General features: G+C 72.4%; 18 protein-coding genes. 10 read left to right on the forward strand and 8 right to left on the reverse strand.

Going from position 1 to position 20,315, the window contains the following annotated elements:
• Positions 1 to 245: IS30 family transposase (locus tag AC061S_RS38545; protein ID WP_478690534.1), on the forward strand; the 245-nt coding region annotated here is incomplete at its 5' end.
• 103 nt (positions 246 to 348) lie between these two features.
• On the opposite strand, the gene pspAA is transcribed toward AC061S_RS38545, so the two are convergent.
• Both pspAA and AC061S_RS38555 read right to left on the reverse strand, forming a co-directional pair.
• On the reverse strand, positions 349 to 627 hold the full coding sequence (pspAA, locus tag AC061S_RS38550; protein ID WP_478690535.1) for a PspA-associated protein PspAA: 279 nt from the start codon (positions 625 to 627) through the stop codon (positions 349 to 351).
• Positions 628 to 640: 13 nt separating this feature from the next.
• Positions 641 to 1,435: a PspA/IM30 family protein gene (locus AC061S_RS38555; RefSeq protein ID WP_478690536.1), complete on the reverse strand. Its 795-nt coding sequence runs from the start codon at positions 1,433 to 1,435 to the stop codon at positions 641 to 643.
• A gap of 232 nt (positions 1,436 to 1,667) precedes the next feature.
• Here AC061S_RS38555 and AC061S_RS38560 point away from each other — a divergent pair, with 232 nt between their 5' ends.
• Both AC061S_RS38560 and AC061S_RS38565 read left to right on the forward strand, forming a co-directional pair.
• A complete protein-coding gene (locus AC061S_RS38560) occupies positions 1,668 to 2,276 on the forward strand; it encodes a DUF3043 domain-containing protein (RefSeq protein WP_478690537.1) in 609 nt (202 codons plus the stop codon).
• A gap of 89 nt (positions 2,277 to 2,365) precedes the next feature.
• On the forward strand, positions 2,366 to 3,088 hold the full coding sequence (locus tag AC061S_RS38565; RefSeq protein WP_478690538.1) for a class I SAM-dependent methyltransferase: 723 nt from the start codon (positions 2,366 to 2,368) through the stop codon (positions 3,086 to 3,088).
• A gap of 109 nt (positions 3,089 to 3,197) precedes the next feature.
• Here the strand turns inward: AC061S_RS38565 and AC061S_RS38570 are convergent, their stop codons facing one another.
• Positions 3,198 to 3,410, reverse strand: coding sequence for a hypothetical protein (locus AC061S_RS38570; protein WP_250742535.1), 213 nt, complete (start codon positions 3,408 to 3,410; stop codon positions 3,198 to 3,200).
• Between the two features lie 104 nt (positions 3,411 to 3,514).
• Between AC061S_RS38570 and AC061S_RS38575 the strand changes: the two genes are divergently transcribed.
• From AC061S_RS38575 to AC061S_RS38595, 5 genes are all read left to right on the forward strand, one after another.
• Complete coding sequence (locus AC061S_RS38575) at positions 3,515 to 4,711, forward strand: bifunctional adenosylcobinamide kinase/adenosylcobinamide-phosphate guanylyltransferase (protein WP_478690539.1); 1,197 nt, start codon at positions 3,515 to 3,517, stop codon at positions 4,709 to 4,711.
• 35 nt (positions 4,712 to 4,746) lie between these two features.
• Positions 4,747 to 5,808 carry a nicotinate-nucleotide--dimethylbenzimidazole phosphoribosyltransferase gene (gene cobT / locus AC061S_RS38580; RefSeq protein WP_478690540.1) on the forward strand — a complete coding sequence of 354 codons (1,062 nt, stop codon included), beginning with the start codon at positions 4,747 to 4,749 and terminating at the stop codon, positions 5,806 to 5,808.
• Between the two features lie 83 nt (positions 5,809 to 5,891).
• A complete protein-coding gene (locus AC061S_RS38585; protein WP_478690541.1) occupies positions 5,892 to 7,856 on the forward strand; it encodes a phosphatidylglycerol lysyltransferase domain-containing protein in 1,965 nt (654 codons plus the stop codon).
• Positions 7,853 to 8,590, forward strand: coding sequence for a hypothetical protein (locus tag AC061S_RS38590; protein ID WP_478690542.1), 738 nt, complete (start codon positions 7,853 to 7,855; stop codon positions 8,588 to 8,590). Before AC061S_RS38585 ends, AC061S_RS38590 begins: the two co-directional genes overlap by 4 nt.
• 71 nt (positions 8,591 to 8,661) lie before the next feature.
• Complete coding sequence (locus AC061S_RS38595; protein WP_478690557.1) at positions 8,662 to 9,843, forward strand: sensor histidine kinase; 1,182 nt, start codon at positions 8,662 to 8,664, stop codon at positions 9,841 to 9,843.
• Between the two features lie 52 nt (positions 9,844 to 9,895).
• Here the strand turns inward: AC061S_RS38595 and AC061S_RS38600 are convergent, their stop codons facing one another.
• The 5 genes from AC061S_RS38600 to AC061S_RS38620 form a co-directional block, all read right to left on the reverse strand.
• Positions 9,896 to 10,738: an endo alpha-1,4 polygalactosaminidase gene (locus AC061S_RS38600; RefSeq protein WP_478690543.1), complete on the reverse strand. Its 843-nt coding sequence runs from the start codon at positions 10,736 to 10,738 to the stop codon at positions 9,896 to 9,898.
• The gene (locus AC061S_RS38605; protein ID WP_478690558.1) at positions 10,735 to 11,397 is read right to left on the reverse strand and encodes a spherulation-specific family 4 protein; all 663 of its coding nucleotides are present in this window, start codon (positions 11,395 to 11,397) and stop codon (positions 10,735 to 10,737) included. Before AC061S_RS38605 ends, AC061S_RS38600 begins: the two co-directional genes overlap by 4 nt.
• 52 nt (positions 11,398 to 11,449) lie before the next feature.
• A complete protein-coding gene (locus AC061S_RS38610) occupies positions 11,450 to 13,057 on the reverse strand; it encodes a hypothetical protein (protein WP_478690544.1) in 1,608 nt (535 codons plus the stop codon).
• Positions 13,054 to 14,586 (reverse strand): GT4 family glycosyltransferase PelF, encoded by a 1,533-nt coding sequence (gene pelF, locus AC061S_RS38615; protein WP_478690545.1) that lies wholly within the window; start codon positions 14,584 to 14,586, stop codon positions 13,054 to 13,056. The genes AC061S_RS38610 and pelF overlap by 4 nt, the downstream gene beginning before the upstream one ends.
• 135 nt (positions 14,587 to 14,721) lie before the next feature.
• Positions 14,722 to 16,746 (reverse strand): hypothetical protein, encoded by a 2,025-nt coding sequence (locus tag AC061S_RS38620; RefSeq protein ID WP_478690546.1) that lies wholly within the window; start codon positions 16,744 to 16,746, stop codon positions 14,722 to 14,724.
• Positions 16,747 to 17,090: 344 nt separating this feature from the next.
• On the opposite strand from AC061S_RS38620, the gene AC061S_RS38625 reads away from it, so the two are divergent.
• Positions 17,091 to 18,629, forward strand: a complete 1,539-nt coding sequence (locus AC061S_RS38625; RefSeq protein WP_478690547.1) for a leucyl aminopeptidase — start codon at positions 17,091 to 17,093, stop codon at positions 18,627 to 18,629.
• Between the two features lie 296 nt (positions 18,630 to 18,925).
• On the forward strand, positions 18,926 to 20,314 hold the full coding sequence (lpdA, locus tag AC061S_RS38630) for a dihydrolipoyl dehydrogenase (RefSeq protein ID WP_478690548.1): 1,389 nt from the start codon (positions 18,926 to 18,928) through the stop codon (positions 20,312 to 20,314).
• Position 20,315 lies beyond the last annotated feature (1 nt).

Here is a 20,315-nt window from a genome sequence, read left to right on the forward strand (position 1 = left end):
ACAAGGGATTCAGCATCGCCACCGACGTCCCGGTCTACTTCTGCGACCCGGCCAGCCCCTGGCAGCGCGGCTCGAACGAGAACACGAACGGCCTGCTGCGGCAGTACTTCCCCAAGGGCACCGACCTGGCCGTCCACAGCCGCGAACACCTCGACGCCGTCGCCGCCGAACTCAACGGCCGCCCACGCAAAACGCTCGACTGGGAAACCCCAGCCGAGCGCCTGCATAAACTCATCGCGGCCTGAACAACACGACCACGTGTTGCGACGACCCCTAGAAACCGCCAACGGGGGCGGGCCCTCGCGTTCGCGCCGTACGGCCGTGTACCGGCCCCGGATCAGCCCGGGATCAGCCCGGGATCAGCCCGTCGTCGCGGAGCATCTGCCGCACCTCGTCCAGCGAGGCGTCGGGGGCGGGCAGGATCAGCTCGGACGGCTCCAGCGCCTCGTCGGGCAGCGGCTTGCCGAGCCGCCGCACAGCGTCCAGCAGCGTGCCCAGGGTGCGCCGGAAGCCCTCCTCGTCACCGCTCTCCATCTCCGCGAGCAGTTCGTCGTCCAGCGTGTTGAGCTCGGTGAAGTGGCTGTCCGCCAGCTCCACCTGACCTTCCCCCATGATGCGGACAATCATGACGGGCCCCGTCCTACTGCTTGTCGAACCGGTGCTGGGTCTGCGACGGCTGGCCGGCGCCCGGGGCGCCGCCCTCGATGGACGGCTGCTGGGCGGAGGGGCCGCCCGCCAGCTCGGCCTTCATGCGCTGGAGCTCCAGCTCCACGTCGGTCCCGCCGGAGAGGCGGTCGAGCTCGGCCTGGATGTCGTCCTTGGAGCCGAGGCCGCTCTGGTCGTCGAGCGCGCCGGAGGCGAGCAGTTCGTCGATCGCGCCGGCGCGGGCCTGGAGCTGCGCCGTCTTGTCCTCGGCACGCTGGATGGCGAGGCCGACGTCGCTCATCTCCTCGGAGATGCCGGAGAAGGACTCGGCGATCCGCGTCTGCGCCTGGGCGGCCGTGTACGTGGCCTTGATGGTCTCCTTCTTCGTACGGAAGGCGTCCACCTTGGCCTGGAGCCGCTGCGCGGCGAGGGTCAGCTTCTCCTCCTCGCCCTGGAGGGTCTGGTGCTGCACCTCCAGGTCGCTGACCTGCTGCTGGAGCGAGGCGCGGCGGGACAGGGCCTCGCGGGCCAGGTCCTCCCGGCCCAGGGCGAGGGCCTTGCGGCCCTGGTCCTCCAGCTTGCTGGACTGGCCCTGGAGCTGGTTGAGCTGCAGCTCCAGCCGCTTGCGGGAGGTCGCCACGTCGGCTACGCCGCGGCGTACCTTCTGAAGCAGTTCGAGCTGCTTCTGGTACGAGTAGTCGAGGGTCTCGCGCGGGTCCTCGGCCCGGTCCAGGGCCTTGTTCGCCTTCGCGCGGAAGATCATCCCCATACGCTTCATGACACCGCTCATGGGCTTCGCGCGCCCCCTTCTAGACGGACTGTGCTCCAGGTCACCAACAAGACCCACAGTACGGGCCCTGTCTCTATTACCGCACTGTTCGAGCGGGGATGCGCTCCTCCTCCAGGACGACTGATCGTCCGCCGTGTCAGGCGTAAGGAGTAGGTGCTCCCCTCAGGAGGACGCCCGCCGTTGCCGGATCGTTCCCCGCGGGGATGGGGCCCGTGCCCACAACCACGTACCCTTGGGTTTTGTGTTTGGTAGCCGATCCTCCAAGGAAGAGAAGGACGCCGCCACCGACAAGGTGAGCGCCGACCTCTCGCAGTCCCGTGACCCTCAGGCCCCGAAGGGCCGCCCGACGCCGAAGCGTGCTGTGGCCCAGTCGCAGCGCAAGGCCGTGGTGGCCTCGACCGGCAACCGCAAGGAGGATGCCAAGCGAGCTCGTGAGCGCCGCCGGGTCGAGATGGCCAAGCAGCGCGAGGCCCTCGCCAATGGCGACGAGCGTTATCTGCCCAACCGCGACAAGGGTCCCGTGCGCCGGTACGTGCGCGACTTCGTGGACTCCCGCTTCTCCGTCGCCGAGATGTTCCTGCCGCTGGCCGTGCTCATCCTGGTGCTGAGCATGGTGCGGGTGCCGTCCATCCAGAACATCGCGCTGCTGCTGTGGCTCGGCGTGATCGCGCTGATCCTCGTCGACTCCGTCGGCATGTTCATCCGCCTGCGCAAGGCCCTGAACGAGCGCTTCCCGGACGAGCCCAAGCGCGGCGCCGTCGCGTACGGCCTGATGCGCACCCTCCAGATGCGCCGGCTGCGTCTGCCGAAGCCGCAGGTCAAGCGCGGGGAACGGCCCTGAGCCGAGGAACGCCCGGAGCGTTCGGCGGGGGTGGATTCGCGGACGGGGCCCGTCTCTGGCTCGAAGGCCTGGGCGGGCTCCGCAACGCGGTGCGCCAAGAGCTCGTCGGCCGTCAGGTCGACGAGCAGATCGCGCACCGCTTCCCCGTGGGGCAGCGGCTGCGCGTCCTCGACGTGGGCATGGGCCAGGGCACGCAGGCGCTGCGCCTGGCCCGCGCCGGGCACATGGTGACCGGTCTGGAGCAGGATCCGGCCATGCTGGCCGTCGCCCGTGAGGTGCTGGCCGCCGAGCCCGCCGGGATCCAGGACCGCGTCCGCCTCATGGAGGGCGACGGACGGGAGACCGGCGCGCACTTCCTGCCGGGCAGCTTCGACGTGGTGCTCTGCCACGGCGTCCTCATGTACGTGCCCGAGCCGGATGCCATGCTCGCCGGGCTCGCCCGGATGCTGGCCCCCGGCGGACTGCTGTCCCTGCTGGTGCGCAACGGCGACGCCCTCGCCATGCGCCCCGGCCTGCACGGCGACTGGGCGGCCGCGCTGGACGCCTTCGACAGCGTCGACTACACGAACCGGCTGGGCCTGGACGTGCGCGCCGACCGGCTGGCCACGCTGACCGCGACCCTGTCCGGGATCGGCGCCCCGCTGCAGACCTGGTACGGCGTACGCGTCTTCACCGACGGCACCGAGGCCGGGGACAAGCTCCCGGGCGAGGCGGAACTGGAGCGGCTGCTCGTCGCCGAGGACCGCGCCGGGCGGACCGACCCCTACCGCGGGGTCGCCGCGCTGCTGCACCTGTGCGGCGTACGGGGCTGAGCCCCCGGGCGTCCCTGGACACGGCAGAGCCCGGACCCCCCGAGGGGTCCGGGCTCTCGCGTACCCGAGGGTCGGCCGGCCGGAACCGGGCGGAGCCGGCCGGCGCCGGTTAGAGTTCCGCGGCCTCGCGCAGGCTCATCGTGTAGAGCTGGACCCCGTTGTCGTCGGACAGCTTCACCTGTTCGGTACCGCCCTCCAGCAGGTCCTTCCAGTACTCGCCGATCCAGGATTCGGCGTCCCCCTGCGTGGTGAACTCCTCCGGCACCACCGACGGGCTCGTCTCACTGCCGTCGGCCGTCTCGAACCGCCACGTCCACGCCATGTCCGCCTCCGTTGCTCGTCCGCTTCTCACACGCTTGTCGCCTTGAGTGTGCCCGCAGACTAACCGGGCGCGCAGCAGTCCCGGCGACGCGGGAGGATCATCCTGTGGAACTCACTCTGCTCGGCACCGGCACACCCGAAGGACTGCCCCGCCCCGGCTGTCCCTGCGCCGCGTGCGCGCTCTCCGTGGGGCCCCGGGCGCGCGCCGCCACCTCCGTGCTCGTGGACGGGGCGCTGCTGCTGGACCTGACCCCCGGGGCGGTGCTCGCGGGCGCCCGGGCGGGGCATTCGCTGGCCGCCGTACGGCAGGTCCTGCTGACCCACCCGCACGACGGCCCCGCCGTGGAGCTGCCGCCGGGGCTGCCGGCCGCCGGGCGGGTGCCGGACGGGCGGGAGCTCGCGGTGATCTCCGGGCACCGGGTGCGGGCCGTGCCGATGGACGCGCCGGGCACCGGGTACGAGGTGACCGGGCCGGACGGCGCCCGGATGCTGTACCTGCCGCCGGGCGGGGCCCCCGCCGGGACGTCGGGCACCAGCGGGCGGCGCCCGTACGACGTGGTCCTCGCGGACGTCATCGGCCGGCCCGAGGCGCTGGCGCGGCTGCGGGCCAGCGGGGCGGTGGGCCCCTCGACGGACGTGATCGCCGTCCACTTGGACCACGACACCCCGCCGGGAGCGGAACTGGAGCGCCGGTGCGCGGCCGCGGGCGCGCGGACGGTGGCGGACGGGACCACGGTGGCGGCCGGGGAGTACCGGCCGGCGCCGGAGGTGCCGCGGCGGACCCTGGTCCTGGGCGGAGCCCGGTCGGGCAAGTCGTACGAGGCGGAGCGCCGGCTGACCGGCTACCCGGACGTGGTCTACGTGGCCACGGGCGGTACGCGCGAGGGCGACGCGGAATGGGCCGCGCGGGTCGGGCTGCACCGCGAGCGCAGGGCCTCTTCCTGGCGGACGGTGGAGACCTGCGATCTGGTGCCGCTGCTGGAGCAGGAGGGCCCGGCGCTGCTCATCGACTGCCTGGCGCTGTGGCTCACGGACGCGATGGACCGGGCCGGGGCCTGGGACGACGCGGTCTGGGCCGACAAGGGCGCCGCGGAGCTGCGGGAACGGACCGCATCGCTGGTGGCCGCCGTCCGCGCGACCCGCAGGCCGGTGGTGCTGGTCAGCAACGAGGTGGGCTCGGGCGTGGTCCCCGCGACCGCGTCGGGGCGCCGGTTCCGGGACGAGCTGGGGCGGCTGAACGCGGGGGTCGCCGGGGAGTGCGAGCACGTCCTCCTGGTGGTGGCGGGGCAGACGGGAGTTTGACGACAGGCCCTAGGGGCCGCTGTACCCTCTGGCAAATGACCACGCTGAATCTCGACGACTTCTCCGATCTGATCGAGCGCCCCGACGGGGGCGTCCGGCGTGACGCCGAGGAACGCCGTGAACGGCTGGCCGTGCCGGTCGGGGCGCTGGGGCGGCTCGACGAGCTCGCCGAGTGGCTCGCCGCCGCGCAGGGGCAGGTGCCGGTCAAGCCGATCGAGCGGCCGCGCGTCGTGCTGTTCGCCGCCGACCACGGGGTGGCCTCCGAGGGGGTCTCCGTGCGTCCCGCGGGCAGCGCCCACGAGCTGGTGCGGGCCGTCCTCGACGGCCGGAGCCCGGTGGCGGTCCTGGCCGGTCGGCTCGGCGCCTCCGTGCGGATCGTGGACGCCGGGCTGGCGTGCGATCCGGCGCTGCTGCCGGAGGAGATCACCCGGCACCGGATCCGCAGCGGCAGCGGGCGGATCGACGTGGAGGACGCGCTCACGGCCGAGGAGGCCGCCGACGCGATCCGGCTCGGCATGCGGATCGCCGACGAGGAGGCCGACTCCGGGACCGACCTGGTCGTCCTCGGTGATCTGAGCGTGGGCGGGACCACCGTCGCCGCCACCCTCGTCGCCGCCCTGTGCGGCACCGACGCCTCCGTGGTCACGGGCCGCGGCGGCATGCCGATCGACGACCTGACCTGGATGCGCAAGTGCGCGGCGATCCGCGACGCGCTGCGACGCGCCCGGCCCGTCCTCGGGGATCAGGTCGCGCTGCTCGCGGCCGTCGGCGGCGCCGACGTCGCCGCGATCACCGGCTTCCTGCTCCAGTGCGCGGTGCGCCGCACCCCCGTGATCCTCGACGGGGTCGTCTCGGCGGCCTGCGGGCTGGTGGCCCAGCGGGCCGCTTTCCGGGCCCCGGACTGGTGGCTGGCCGGACAGGCCAGCGGGGAGCCCGGCCAGGCCAAGGCACTGGACCGGATGGCGCTCAACCCGGTACTCGACCACGGCGTCACTGTGGGAGAAGGAACCGGGGCGCTGCTGGCTCTTCCCCTCGTCCAGGCGGCCGCCGCACTCGCGGCGGAACTCCCCGAACGGGTGGTCGAGCCCACCGAGTGAGTCTCCGGGGTCCGCGGCCCTGACCAGGCCGCGGTTCTCCGGTACATCAGCACGGACCGCGATGCCCCATATCATCGCTTTTTATGGGAGAGGTCCGTTTGACCAGCGAAGAGACCGATCGGAAGACCGACCGAGGAACCGGTGGGGATCCGAACGGCAGAAACAAGCCGGGGGGCGGCAGCCAGGCGAACGCCCAGGCGGCCGGACGGGGGAACACCCAGGGGAACACCCAGGGAGCCGCACCGGCCGGCCAGGGGAACACCCGGAGCACCGGCCGGGGAAGCGTCCGCTCGCGGCGCAGCGCCACCTTCGCGGTGTGGTACTTGCGCGCCGTCACCTTCGTCAACCTGCTCAGCGCGGTGTGGTTCTCGCTCGGCCAGGACCTGCGCCGGCACAGCACCGCCGATTTCTACACCCCGTACCTGCTCACGGCGGGCTTCGCCTCCGCGGCGTTCTCGCTGCTGCTCACCGTCACCATGGGCCGCCGCAAGCGCGCGGCCTGGATCCTGAACCTGGTGCTGAGCGGGCTGCTCCTGGCGGCCTTCGCCATGGCCGCCGTCGCCTCCTTCACCCCGTGCTCGGGGGGCTCGTACGAGTTCTGCTACCCGGAGTTCCGCGTCCACCCGCAGAACTGGGTGGCCTTCGGACTGACCGCGCTCTTCGTCGGCGCCCTGCTGCTGGGCCGCCGGGAGTTCTACGCCAAGGGCGACCGCTCCAACCCGCTGCTGGCCAGCCTGGTCGCCTCCGTCGGCCTGCTGGTGACCTCGCTGGTGGCCGCCCTGCTCGTCGGCGCGACGAACACCGACCCGGACGCCGCGGACGCCACTTTCCTGGCCCGCTGGCGGTACGGCGTGATGCGGCTGGTCACCCTGGCCCCGGACGACAAGGCGTACAACACGATCACCACCCCGGGCTGGGTGGACGTGGCGATCAACGTCATGTCGACGCTGCTGCTGCTCGCCGTGCTGTTCGCGGCCTTCCGTTCGCGCCGCGCCGTGGACCCGATCGGCGAGGAGGACGAGGAGAAGCTGCGCCTGCTGCTCGCCCGGCACGGCGACCGCGACTCGCTGGGCTACTTCGCGCTGCGCCGCGAGAAGTCCGTCATCTGGTCCCCCACCGGCAAGGCCGCGGTCACCTACCGCGTCGTCGGCGGGGTCTCACTGGCCTCCGGCGACCCGATCGGCGACCCCGAGGCCTGGCCCGGCGCCATCGAGCCCTGGCTGGCCGAGGCCCGCGAACACGGCTGGGTCCCCGCCGTGATGGGCGCGAGCGAGGAGGCCGGGCAGATCTACGCCCGGCACGGACTGGACGCGCTGGAGCTGGGCGACGAGGCCATCGTCGAGACCGACGAGTTCACCCTGGAGGGCCGCGCCATGCGGACCGTCCGCCAGGCGTACAACCGGGTCAAGCGCGCCGGGTACACCGTCCGCATCCGCCGCCACGCCGACATCCCGGCCGAGGAGATGGACGTACTCCTGCTGCGCGCCGACGACTGGCGCGACGGCGCCACCGAGCGCGGCTTCTCGATGGCACTGGGCCGGCTGGGCGATCCCGACGACGGCCAGTGCGTGATGCTGGAGTGCTTCGACGGCGAGGGCGAACTGCGCGCCGTGCTGTCCTTCGTGCCCTGGGGTCCCAAGGGCCTGTCGCTGGACCTGATGCGCCGGGACCGGGATTCCGAGAACGGCCTGATGGAGTTCATGGTCATCGAACTCCTGGAGCGTTCAAAGGAGATCGGGGTCACCCAGGTCTCGCTGAACTTCGCGATGTTCCGGTCCGTCTTCGAGCGCGGGTCGAAGCTCGGTGCCGGTCCGGTGCTGCGGCTGTGGCGCTCGCTGCTGAGCTTCTTCTCGCGCTGGTGGCAGATCGAGTCCCTCTACCGGGCCAACGCCAAATACCGGCCGATCTGGGAACCGCGGTTCATGCTCTTCGAGAAGAGTTCGGACCTGCTGCGGATCGGGATCGCGGCGGGCCGGGCCGAGGGCTTCCTGGAAGCACCCGGGCTGCCGAAGTGGATGCACCGCAGACACCTGGAGAGCAAGCGTTGACCACTGCCTCACTGCGGCGGTTCGCCCGCCGCGAGTGGGGGCCCCTGTACCGCACGGTCCGGGACGCACTCGTCCGCGACAGGTGGCGGGCGATCCCGATGACCCTCGGCGCGGTCTGTCTGACCGCGGTCTTCCAGATCGTGCAGCAGACCTCATGGGGCTTCCAGCCGGTGCAGGACCTCGGGTCGGTCAAGGCCGTCGACCCGCTCTGGCTGGCCCTGCTGCGGACCCCGCTGTCGCTGTTCGTCCCGGCGCTGGACCTGCCGGTGTGGGGCGCGCTCGCGCAGATCCTGCTCGTCTTCGGGATCTCGGAGATCTGCATCGGCTGGTGGCGCACGCTGGTCATCGGCTACGTGGCCACCCTGGCCGGGACCACCTACGCGCGGATCGGGCTCTCGCTCGGCCCGGACCACCCCTTCGGGCTGCCCGCCTCGGACAGGATCGTCAACGACACCGGGCCCTCGGCGGCGGTGGTCGGGCTCGCCGTCTACGTCTGCTGGCGCTACCGGGCCTACCTGACCGGCTCCGTCGTGATCCTGGTCATGATCGCCGAGCTGCTCTTCAAGGACAACCTGGCGGGCAAGGAACACCTGGCCGCCATCGCCTCGGTGATGCTGATCTGCCTGGTCCGCGCCAAGTGGGGCCCGGAGCGCTCCCGCGCCCCGCTGGGGCGGCCCCCGGCCGCGACCCCGACCCCGCCCGGGACGCCTCCCGTACCGCCGCCACGGGTCTGAGGACGCGCGCGGGGCCGTACCGTATCGGGGTGACGACACACCTCGGGCCGCTCGCTCCCACGCGGCAGTGGATGCGCGACCATCCGCTGGCCACCGATGCCCTGCTGGCGTTCGGGGCGCTCGTCGCCATGGTCGTCGGGTCCTTCGCCGACCCGCACGGGGAGCACGGACCGACCTTCGGAACCCGCACCCCCGAGCCGTTCTCGCTGGTCCTCATCGTCGCCGGCGCGGGCGCCCTGGTGCTGCGGCGCCGGCGGCCCCGCGCGGTGCTGGCCGTGACCGTCGGGCTGTCGCTGCTGGAACTGACCACCGGGGAGCCCCGGGCGCCCGTCGCCATGTGCACGGTGATCGCCCTGTACACGGTGGCCTCCCGCACCGACCGGCCCACCACCTGGAAGCTCGGCCTGCTCACCATGGCCGGGCTGACGGGCGTGGCCATGCTGGCCGGGCCGCTGCCCTGGTACGCGCAGGAGAACCTCGGCATCTTCGCCTGGACCGGCATGGCCGCGGCCGCCGGAGACGCGGTGCGCAGCCGGCGGGCGTTCATCGACGCCATCCAGGAGCGGGCCGAGCGCGCCGAGCGGACCCGCGAGGAGGAGGCCCGGCGCCGGGTCGCCGAGGAGCGGCTGCGGATCGCCCGGGACCTGCACAACGTGGTGGCCCATCACATCGCCCTGGTCAACGTGCAGGCGGGGGTGGCCGCGCACGTCATGGACAAGCGCCCGGACCAGGCCAAGGAGGCCCTGGCGCACGTACGGGACGCCAGCCGCTCGGCGCTGAACGAGCTGCGGGCGACCGTCGGCCTGCTGCGCCAGTCCGGCGACCCGGAGGCGCCGACCGAGCCGGCGCCCGGTCTGGCGGTCCTCGACGACCTGGTGGACACCTTCCGCAACGCCGGGCTGCCGGTGAAGGTGATGGTCCAGCTGGGCCCGGCCGCCGCGGTTCCGCTGCCGGCCGCCGTGGACCTGGCGGCGTACCGGGTGATCCAGGAGGCGCTGACCAACGTCCGCAAGCACGCCGGCCAGGGGGCCGGCGCCGAGGTCAGCGTGGTGCGGGTGGGCGGCTCGGTGGAGGTGACCGTGCTGGACGACGGCGGTTCCACGGCGGCCCCCGCGCCGGAGCCCCGCGATGCCGGCGGCGGGCACGGGCTGCTCGGCATGCGCGAGCGGGCCGTGGCCCTGGGCGGCTCCTGCTTCGCCGGACCCCGCTTCGGGGGCGGCTACCGGGTGCACGCGATCCTCCCGGTGGGCTGAGCGGCCGCCCCGGCCCTCCCCCGGCCCTCGCCCGGCAGCCGCTCAAAGGCGCTCAGCAGGCCTTCCGCCAGGCGCCGAGGTCGTACTTCTTCTCCAGCGAGCTCAGCTTCAGCTCGCGCGAGGCCGGGCAGAACCGGCTCGCCGGAAGCTCGTACTCCACGTGGAAGACCGCCTTGCCCGCCGCGATGAACGGGGTCAGCCGTGCGCACTCGTCGTACTGGGCGCACTGCTCGTTGACCGCGAAGTCGAAGTCGCCCACCAGCTCCGGGATCTGGTCCAGGTCGTTCTTGAGCCCGACCGACAGGCCCCGGTCGTGCGCGAGCCGCACGATCAGCCGGTTGTAGTTCAGCTGGTCGCCGGCGGTGAGCGGGAAGCCGGACTTGTTGCGGTAGGCGTCCATGTTGTCCGGCTCCACCGCGTCGAAGCCCTTGTCCCGGCACATGTCGAACCGCTTGGCGATCAGCGGTTCCAGTTCCGCGAGCCGCCGGATGTCGAGCCAGCGCTCGCCCTCCCAGCCGTTGCCCTCCCCGCGCATCGACGGCGGGAAGGCCCCGGCGTCCGGCCGGAAGTCCTCCCAAGCGCCGGTGGAGAGGTAGCAGATGGTCCGCCGGCCGGCCGCCTTCAGCTCGGCGACCTGCTCCTTGGTGGTGGTGAACCCGTCGATGTCGTAGACCGCCGCCTTCACCGAGGTGTCGAGCTTCCCGGTGATCTGCCACTGCCAGCTCACACCGGGCGCCGGCTGCCAGCGCTCCCCCGGTGCCGGGGCGGGCGAGAGGTCGTCGGGCCGGGCTTCCCCGTCCGGGTCCGGGCCGGAGGTGCAGGCCGCGAGCAGCAGGAGCGGTACAAGGAGCAGCAGGCGGCGGCGGACGGACGAGCGGGTGGACGGGCGTCTCATCCGGTGACCTCCAGGGCGTACGGCAGGGTCCCCCACGGGTGCGCGCCGGTCCCCGGGACCGCGCAGTGCACCCCCGCCCCCCGCTGGGCCGCGAGGCGCTCGGCCAGTTCGGCGGCCGGGGCGCCCGGCGGGACGGCGTAGACGAGGTGGCAGAACCGGTGGGCGGGATGGTCCGCGGTCCACGGGGGCACCGCGGCCGCGTCCCGGTAGGCGTCCCAGGGCCCCTCGAAGGTGACGAGCAGGTCGGCGAGTTCGGCGTAGCCCGGGTGCGGGTGCACTCCGTGGTTGAGGACGACGGTACGGGCCCCGGCGGCCCGCGCCGCGACGACGAGCCGCCGGTAGTGCGGCAGGAACTCCGGGCCGGCCGCGGCCTGGTCCAGGAAGGTCCCGTCGGTGCCGTACCAGTCGCGGTGGCGCAGCAGGTCCTGGACCACGGCGGCGTGCGGGCGGCGCCCGTAGTCGGTGTCGGCGTACCCGAGGACGGGCACACCGGCCGCCCGCAACCGTTCGGCGACGGCGGCGAACCGCTCGTCGGGGGCCTCGCCCGGCCCGCTGGCGGGGTTGAGCACCACGGAGTGCAGCCGGCCCGCGGCGCGGATGAGCCGCTCCCAGTACTCGGGGCGGTCGGCAGGGTGCTCGTAGAGGGGCACCAGGAGCATGAGGTCCTTCTTCTCGTACGGGGTCACGTGCGTCGGCGGTGACGGACGGGGGTCAGCGGTGGGCCGTGGCGCGGCCCAGCAGCAGGCAGACCAGGGTGCCCAGCGCGAGGGCCGCGGCCCCGGCGACGGCCAGCTGCACGGCGCGCGGCTGGCCGAGGCCCAGGAGCAGGGCCAGGCTCTGCGCGACGGCGGCGGAGGCGCAGACCACCGCGGCGGGCCGGACCGCCCCGAAGGACTGCAGGAGCAGCCCGGTCCACATCACGGCACCGAGCAGCAGCAGGGTGGCGACCCGGACCCCGGTCAGGCCGGGCGCCCCGGGCCAGAGCAGGGTGCCGGTGACGCCGAGGGCCAGCAGCACCGCCAGGTAGGTGGCGAGGCACCGGGCCAGGGTGGAGAGCATCCGCCGCCAGAACTGCCGGGGCGAGCGGGCCGCGCGCAGGCCGGCGAGGCTGCCGCTGCGGAACCGGTGGAGCAGCCATTCGGCGGGGCCCATGCTGAGGGTGAGCGCCACCGCCGAGGGAGCGGCGATCGCCTCGGCGGGGCCGCCGGCGAGCACCTCCCCCAGGGCCGCGTACAGCACGAGCAGGCCGGTGCCCAGGCCGAACACCCCGTACGGGACGGAGTCCCCGAGCCGGGGTCCGCGCGGCGCGTACTCCTCCTCGGCGCCGCGCAGCATCTGCCAGCGCACCGGGCCCCGTTCGCCCGGCCGGTGCTCCGTCCAGCCGCGGACGCGGAGCACGAGGGCCCGTACGCCGTCGGCCAGCGGCAGTTCCCGTACGGCCAGGCCGCAGGCGGCCACGAGGGAGGCCGCCAGCAGGAACACCCGGACCGGGACGGGCAGTTCCAGCAGGAGCGAGAGCAGCGCCCCGGCTGCCATCGGTGCGAGCGCGGCCAGCAGCAGCCGCTCCCGCCCGAGGACGAGCAGGACGGTGGCGGCCCCGACGTACAGGGCCTGACCTGCGGCGAAGGCGTAGGAGAAGGGGGGGCCGCCGGGGACCGCCAGCGCGGCGGCGGTCCCCAGGAGGGCCCCGGCGGGGGCTCCGGCGAGCAGGGTCCGCCCGGCGGCGGCCCGGTCGCCCAGGCCGAGCCAGGAGTACGCCCGGTGGGACAGGGTCTGGTCCCAGACCCAGCCGATGAGCGCCCCGGCGATCAGGGTGAGCGTCCCGGCGGGCAGCCCGAGCCGGTCCTTGGGCCCGTCCAGCAGTGGTGCGCCGAGCAGGTAGGCGAGCCCGGGCAGGGCGAAGATCACCCCGCGCAGGAGGCAGGCGGTGAGGGGGACCTTCCAGGGGTCGGGGACCCGGTCGGGCTCCGGGAAGGAGCGCGGCACCCGGGCGTAGAGCTCCTCGGCGAGGCCGAAGGAGTCCTGGCGCCCGTAGGCGAGGCGGATGTGCTCGTCGGTCATCCCGTCGGATTCCAGGACGGCGGCGATCTCGTCGGGGTGGACGGCGGCGGCGATGAACGCGTCGAGGCGCTCGGCGAGTTCGTCCATCGGGTCGGCGGCCGGTCCGTCGCGTCCTTCGCGGCGCGGCCGGGGGATGCCGGGCAGGGTGTCGGGGGTGCCCGCGCCGGGCGCCGTACCGCGCCCGGCGGCCGCGGCGTGGCCCACGGGGACCCAGGCACCGTCCGGGCCGGGCGGCTTGAGCCAGAGGGATCCGCTCACCACAGGCTCCCGTCGGCGGCCAGCTCTTTGTACCAGGGGTCGCCCTTGTACCAGGGGTCGGCGAGGCGCTGGGTCCACTCGTCGCCCGCGTGGACGGGCAGGACGGGCTGACCCGCGAGCTCGCGGTAGATGTGGCGGAAGCCGTCCACGGACTGGTGGAGCGTGAACTTCTCCACCACCCGCTTGCGGGACATCCGGCCCAGTTCCGCGCGGCGTTCGTCGTCGCGGAGCAGGGCGAGGGTGGCGCGGGCCATGGTCTCGGGCTCGCGCGGCGGGACGACGAGGCCGGTGTCGCCGACGGCCTCGCGGACCCCGCCCACGTCGGTGGAGACGGTGGTGCGGCCGCAGGACATGGCCTCGATGATGGAGAAGGGGAAGCCCTCGCTGATGGAGGAGAGCATCACGATGGAGCCGGCCGCATAGGCCTGCGCGACCTCCTCGATGCGGCCCTCGTAGGAGATCCCGTCGCTCACCCCCAGCTCGGCGGCGAGCTTCTCCAGCTTGAGCTTGTACTCCTCGCAGCCCGCCGGGACCGGGCCGAAGAGGCGCAGCCGCAGGGCGGGGAGCTCCTCGCGCATGAACGCGTAGGCCCGGACGAGGGTTTCGAGGTCCTTGATGGGGTCGATCCGGCCGCACCAGCTCAGGGTGGGGACCTCCGGCTCGGGACCGGCCTCGGGGAAGGCGTGCGGGTCGACGCCGTTGTAGACGGTGCGGATCCGCTCGGAGTCGGCGCCCCCGCGCTCTTCCCAGCGGCGGTTGTACTGGTTGCACGGGGTGATCAGGTCGGCCTGGCGGTAGCCCTCGGTGTTGAGCTCGCGGTAGAAGCCGAGCATGAGCGCCTTGACGGGCCAGCGCTGTTCGGCGCTGCGGTAGCCGAGGTAGCGCTCGCGGAGGTAGATGCCGTGCTCGGTGAGGAGGAAGGGCACCTGGTCGAGGTACTTGGCCGCGAGCGCCGGGAGCGTGGCCAGTCCGCTGCTGACGGCGTGCGCAACGCTGTCGGGCGGGATCCGCACGGACAGCGGGCGCAGCGCGTGTTCCAGCAGGTCGGTGGCGGTGAGCGCGTCGTGGATGGTGGGCTCGGCGGCGGCGGTGACCAGGCCGGGGCGGGTCCAGACGGTCATCAGCAGGCGCAGGACCGATTCGGAGCGCAGGGCCGCGGCGAGCCGCCCGGAGCGGGCCAGCAGGGCCAGCTCGCGCAGGGATTCGGAGAATCCGCCGCGCGCGGGGTCGAGCAGGGAGAGCAGGAAGGTCTCGTAGGTCTCGGCGAAACCGCGCTTGGCCTTCCCCCGCAGGCCGGAGCGCAGTCTGCGGGCCGGCGGAGCCCCCCAGAGGGGGACGCTGGTGTGGCGGTAGACGTTGCGCGGCAGTTCCCAGGTGACCGGCTCACGTCCGGAGCCGGTCAGGGCTATGACGTTGAAGTCGACCTCCGGCATGCCGCGGACCAGTTGGTCGCACCACGTGCTGACGCCCCCGTGGACGTGCGGGTAGGTGCCTTCGGTGAGCATGGTGACATGGCGCCCATGGCTCATGCGGTGTGTCCCCCCAGGACGGAAAAGGGGCCGGCGCCCGTGGTTCGCGGAGCGCCGGCGCTAGGTGGTACGCGTGGCTGTCTTGTTGCGTGCCCGCAGTGGTCGGGGCGGGTGGAGCGTCAGAGCGGTGGAGCGTCAGGGCATGTGGAGCGTGACGGCGCTCTGGAGCAGTTCGGGAGCCGTCCAGGTGGAGCGGGACCCGGCGTAGGCGGTGCCGAAGTCCGCGGTGCCCAGCAGGAGCTGCTTCTTGGTGCCGGTGGGCGCGGTGACCGGGGCCACGACTCCGGAGGGCGCCTTGACGGTGACGACCTTGCCGATGCGGTAGGCGGTGACCTGGTTGGCGGCGACCGCCGCGTTCCAGGCCGCGCGGCGCTGGAGCTCGACGCCGGTGTCCTTCATGCTCTGGTTCACGATCGGCGCGGAGGGCGCGTAGAGGGTGCGGTAGGTGTCGAGGACCTGGTTCAGCACCGGGTAGAGGGTGCGCTCCTCGGCGAGGTTGGACTGGTGGACGTAGTGCGGGCGCGGGTCGTTGTTCAGGACGTGCCGCATGGCGGTCCTGGCCTCGGCCGGGACGATGTAGTCCAGGTAGCCCGTCTGGGCGTCGAGCGGGGCCGGCAGGCAGGTGGAGGTGCCGGGGTTGTCCTCGCAGATGCCGCTGCCGCCGTCGGCCCTGCTGGTGTAGATCCAGTTGTACTCGTCGGCCATCTCGGCGTTGGTGCCCGTGTTGTAGTACACGTTCATCGGGTGCCGGGGTACGGTCAGCGCGGCGCCGACCGCCCGCTGCGCGGGCTCGCGGGAGTTGTCGCTGCCCGCCCATTTCACGCCGTTGTCGGCGAGCGCGCCGGCCAGGTTGGGGTTGTCCTGGGGCTGCTGCGGAAGCGTCTTGAGGCCGGAGTGCTCACCGGTGACCAGTTCGGTGCGGTCGGTGGTGATGCCCTTGGAGGCGGCCCAGTTGTTGTTGTCCCGGATCTGCGCCGAGATCTCGGCGCGGCTCATCCAGTTGATCGCGCCGGCGCTGTTCTTCGTACAGGTCCACGGGACGGTGGTGGTGTCCTGGACGCAGCCGAGGAACGGGTGGGTGTAGGTGTGGTTCATCCACCGGTACTTCGCCCGGTCGGCGACGAGCTGGGCGGTCAGGGCGTCGACGCCGCCGTGCTCCGCCTTCCACTCCTCACCGGCTCCGCCGTTGAAGAGCATGTCGAGCTTGAAGTTCTTGGACGTCTGCCACTGCGCCGCGTACACGGCGTCGGCGCCCGTCATCCGGATCGTGGACTCCTGGCCCTCGCCGCCGGCGCAGGCGTAGTCGCCCGGGGTGCAGTTGAGCTCCTTGTTCCAGCGGGCGTCCGGGGCGAAGACGTCGTCGACGTGGACCGCGAAGTAGTTGCGCTCCTGGCCGAGGTGCACGCCCTGGGTCATCCACTCGACGATGCCCCGGGCCAGCAGGCGGAACTGCTGCTGGTACTGGTTGTAGCCGAAGGTAACGACCAGTTCGCTGCGCCCGTCGTGGGTGTACTCGCCGACGAGCGAGGCCCGTCCGGCGCCGACCGGGGCGTCCAGGTAGCTGGTGTAGCCCGTCCGCGGCTTGGCCATGAACCCGTAGCTCTCGGGGATCAGCGGCGAGTTGTCCTCGAAGGCCACCTGCCCCCCGAGGTAGGCGAAGGGGCCCGCCTTGCCGGCGGCGGTGACGGCGGCCTGGGTGCCGTCCAGGGTGCCGCTGAAGCCGCCGTTGTCGGTGTACTCCAGGCCGACGCCCGGGTGCGCCCAGGTGTACGCGTCGACCTGGCGGATCCCGTACGTCGTCTCGTACGCGGTGAGCGCGGCCATCTCGGCCGAGCCCGCCCCGAACGGGTTCTCGTTCGGCAGCACGACGCTCTGGAACTTGGCCCGCGGCCGCCCGTCGACCGTGTCGGCGAGGAACGCCGCGTTGACCACCGGACGGCTCCCGCTGCCCAGGTCGATGCGGGTGTACGGAACCCCCGTGTCGCGGAGTTCCGCCGTGATCGCCTCGACGGAGCTCCCGCCGTCGTCGACGACGAGCACCCGCAGGTCGACCCGCGGAGTCACCGCCGCCTGCGCGGCCGCTCCGGGTACGGCGACGGATGCTATGACGGCCGCGAGGCAGACGGCGGCGAGCCTGTTCATCCGGTTCTTGTGGACCATTTCGGCCTTTCCCCCCGCAGATCCTCGACTTCGGCATGTGGCGTTGGGCCAGACCGGGGAGGCTCTGTGGAAATGATGCAAAGGAACCCCGCGTCCCCTTGCGAGAGTGGTTCGAGTGTTTCGGACCTCGTCAGGTCTACGGGGCAAACCTGCAACAGAGGCCACAGATGGGTGAACCTGACAGCCCCTTGATCGAACAACTTGCCAAACCTTCGAGTGGCGTGCGGGCGAGTACGTGCGCGTAGGCTCGTTTCCGGCGGCCATCGGGCCCGAATACGATCGCTACGGACGGCCGTCCACCCACTCGGCCCACACCACCAAAACGGAAGCGAGAATTCACCACCGTGACTGCTCTGACTCTCAGCACTGCCGGACCGGCGACGCTGCGCGCCGACGTCCTCGTCGTCGGCGTGGCGAAGGGCCCCAAGGGCCCCGTCGTCGCCGCGGGCGCCGAGGCCGTGGACAAGGCGTACGACGGCAAGCTCGCCGCCGTGCTCGACGCGCTCGGTGCCTCGGGCGCCGAAGGCGAGACCACCAAGCTGCCGGCGCCGGACGGCCTGAAGGTCCCGGTCGTGCTGGCGGTCGGACTGGGCTCCCTCCCCGACGCGGACGAGTCCTACGACGAGGAGGCGCTGCGCCGCGCCGCCGGCGCCGCCGCCCGTGCCCTGCACGGCACCAAGAAGGCCGCCTTCGCCCTCCCCCTCGACGACGCCTCCGCCGTCACGGCCGTGGCCGAGGGCGCGCTGCTGGGCGCGTACGCCTTCACCGCGTACCAGGGCGGGGAGAAGAAGGCCTCGGACGGCAACAAGAACAGCGGGCCGAAGCAGCCGCTCGCCGAGATCGCCCTGCTCGGCGCCAAGCCGCGCGACAAGGAGCACAAGGCCGCGGCCGAGCGCGCCACGATCGTCGCGACCGAGATCAACATCGCCCGCGACCTCGTCAACACCCCGCCGAACGACCTCACCCCCGAGGCCTTCGCGGCGGTCGCCGGCGCGGCCGCGAAGGAGAACGGCATCAAGGTCCAGGTCCTGGACGAGAAGGCCCTGGTCAAGGGTGGCTACGGCGGCATCATGGGCGTCGGCAAGGGCTCCGAGAACCCGCCGCGCCTGGTGAAGCTCTCCTACACCCACCCCAAGGCGGAGAAGACCCTCGCCTTCGTCGGCAAGGGCATCACCTACGACTCGGGCGGCATCTCCCTGAAGCCGGCCGGCCACAACGAGACGATGAAGTGCGACATGGCCGGCGCCGCCGCCGTCTTCGCCTCCGTGGTCGCGGCCGCCAAGCTCGGCCTCCAGGTCAACGTCACCGGCTGGCTCGCGCTCGCCGAGAACATGCCCTCCGGCTCGGCCACCAAGCCCGGCGACGTGCTGCGCATGTACAGCGGCAAGACCGTCGAGGTGCTCAACACGGACGCCGAGGGCCGCCTGGTCCTGGGCGACGCGCTGACCAAGGCCTCCGAGGAGAACCCGGACGCGATCGTCGACGTGGCGACCCTGACCGGCGCCATGGTGATGGCCCTGGGCGACCGCACCTTCGGCATCATGGCCAACGACGACGCCTTCCGCACCTCGATCCACGAGATCGCCGAGGAGGTCGGCGAGGCCTCCTGGCCGATGCCGCTCCCCGAGGACCTGCGCAAGTCCATGGACTCCCCCACCGCCGACATCGCCAACATGGGTGTCCGGATGGGCGGCGGCCTGGTGGCCGGCCTCTTCCTCCAGGAGTTCGTCGGCGAGGGCATCACCTGGGCCCACCTCGACATCGCGGGCCCCGCCTTCCACGAGGGCGCCCCGTACGGCTACACCCCCAAGGGCGGCACCGGCTCCGCCGTCCGCACCCTGGTCCGACTGGCCGAGCGCACGGCCACCGGCGACCTGGGCTGACGCCGAGAAGCCGAGCTCCACGCGGGCCCCGGCCATGATCAGATTTTCTGATCATGGCCGGGGCCTGTTCGCTGCCAACGAAATCCGTAGGTTTCTACGCTGCGGTAACCCGTGGTTAGGTCAGAACGACGTGCCCCAGGGCAGGCCCGGCGTCCCGCGTTCCGCCGACAAATGCGAAGATGGGTTCTCGGCAGGACAGGGCCCCCACCACAGGGCCGAAGAAAAAGCGGCCGTATACCAGCCGCCGCCCGGTCACAGAGGACCGGTGCTCGGCGCACATGCATGGAGGACGTGACGTGGCGAACGACGCCAGCACCGTTTTCGACCTAGTGATCCTCGGCGGCGGCAGTGGCGGTTACGCCGCAGCGCTGCGCGCATCCCAGCTGGGTCTGGACGTTGCCCTGATCGAGAAGAACAAGCTCGGCGGCACCTGCCTGCACAACGGCTGCATCCCCACGAAGGCTCTGCTGCACGCCGGTGAGATCGCGGACCAGGCCCGCGAGGCCGCCCAGTTCGGTGTCAAGGCCACTTTCGAGGGCATCGACATCGCGGGTGTGCACAAGTACAAGGACGACATCATCGCGGGCCTGTACAAGGGTCTGCAGGGTCTGGTCGCCTCCCGCAAGCTGACCTACATCGAGGGTGAGGGCCGCCTCTCCTCGCCGACGTCCGTCGACGTGAACGGCCAGCGCATCCAGGGCCGCCACGTGCTCCTGGCGACCGGCTCCGTGCCGCGCTCGCTGCCGGGCCTGAACATCGACGGCAACCGCATCATCTCCTCGGACCACGCGCTGGTCCTGGACCGCGTGCCCGAGTCCGCCATCGTCCTGGGCGGCGGCGTCATCGGCGTCGAGTTCGCCTCGGCGTGGAAGTCCTTCGGCACCGACGTCACCATCGTCGAGGGTCTCAAGCACCTCGTGCCGGTCGAGGACGAGAACAGCTCCAAGCTGCTGGAGCGCGCGTTCCGCAAGCGGGGCATCAAGTTCAACCTCGGCACCTTCTTCGACAAGGCCGAGTACACCGAGAACGGCGTACGGGTCACCCTCGCGGACGGCAAGACCTTCGAGGCGGAGGTGCTGCTGGTCGCGATCGGCCGCGGCCCCGTCTCCCAGGGCCTGGGCTACGAGGAGCAGGGCGTCGCGATGGACCGCGGCTACGTCGTGGTCGACGAGTACATGCAGACCAACGTGCCGACCATCTCGGCCGTCGGCGACCTCGCCCCGACCCTCCAGCTCGCGCACGTCGGCTTCGCCGAGGGCATCCTGGTCGCGGAGCGTCTGGCCGGTCTCAAGACCGTCCCGATCGACTACGACGGTGTCCCGCGCGTCACGTACTGCCACCCCGAGGTCGCCTCCGTCGGCATCACCGAGGCCAAGGCCAAGGAGATCTACGGCGCGGACAAGGTCGTGGCCCTCAAGTACAACCTGGCGGGCAACGGCAAGAGCAAGATCCTGAAGACCGCGGGCGAGATCAAGCTCGTCCAGGTCAAGGACGGTGCCGTGGTCGGCGTCCACATGGTCGGTGACCGGATGGGCGAGCAGGTCGGCGAGGCCCAGCTGATCTACAACTGGGAAGCCCTGCCGGCCGAGGTCGCGCAGCTCATCCACGCGCACCCGACGCAGAACGAGGCGATGGGCGAGGCGCACCTGGCGCTCGCCGGCAAGCCGCTGCACGCACACGACTAAT

This window comes from Streptomyces sp. CA189, from assembly GCF_056428985.1.